This window comes from Shigella sp. FC1967 (assembly GCF_001743005.1).
Lineage (GTDB): Bacteria > Pseudomonadota > Gammaproteobacteria > Enterobacterales > Enterobacteriaceae > Proteus.
Genome location: NZ_MIIZ01000409.1, coordinates 1 through 222 on the forward strand (window position 1 = coordinate 1; position 222 = coordinate 222).

Annotated in this window: 1 protein-coding gene; it reads right to left on the reverse strand. The window is 45.0% G+C overall.

From position 1 onward, the window contains the following. On the reverse strand, nucleotides 1–222 hold a 222-nt coding region (gene atpH / locus BHE89_RS03535), incomplete at both ends, for an ATP synthase F1 subunit delta (RefSeq protein ID WP_128860305.1).

Sequence of the window (222 nt, forward strand, 5' to 3'; positions counted from 1 at the left end):
TGTTAATCGCTCTAAACGGCCACGAATACTGCCATCGATGACGAGGTCACCAGCGCGTATAATCATGCCTGCGATAACAGACTTATCAATTTTGCAATTCAGCTTCACTTTGCGTGATAGACGTTTTTCCATCGCTGCAGAAATGTTAGCTAGCTGCTGTTTAGTTAGCTCAATGGCAGAAGTTACTTCAACGTCAACCGTTGACTCTAGTACTGCGCGCAA